This is a genomic window from Arthrobacter sp. 01L42 (assembly GCF_056400005.1).
Window position 1 is genome coordinate 1 of record NZ_JBFTSL010000060.1, and the last position, 406, is coordinate 406.

Here is a 406-nt window from a genome sequence, read left to right on the forward strand (position 1 = left end):
GTCGGAGTTTGGCGGCGACGCTCAGCGGCCCGTAGTCATAGCCGAGGCTCTTCAGGGACTCCCGGGTCGCGAGAGCCAGCTGCGCCAAAGAGGCATCGACCTTGGCCGGGCTGGTCGCCGGCTTGGTCGAGGCAGTTTCCAAGGCTTTGGTCGTCCCCCCGGCGGCAGCCGCGGCCCGGATCTTGTAAAACCAGGCCCGGGACACCTTATGACGTTCGCAGAACTGTGTAACCGCACCCCTCTCAGCGTCGTCAGGCCATGTCGCCACCAAATGCCGGATCTTGATATCGGGGTGCATTTTGCTCATGACCCGAGCAAAACCGGTCCGAGTGTCCACGATGTCCTGAGACACACTGTCCACGATGTCTTGAGACAGAAACGTCCATTAAGTCATGAGACTCCACAG

1 pseudogene is annotated in these 406 nt (G+C 60.8%); it reads right to left on the reverse strand.

Features of this window, described 5'->3' with window-relative positions:
• Positions 1-307, reverse strand: a pseudogene (locus tag AC1DN2_RS21370) (IS481 family transposase); the annotation flags it as partial.
• Positions 308-406: the final 99 nt, after the last annotated feature.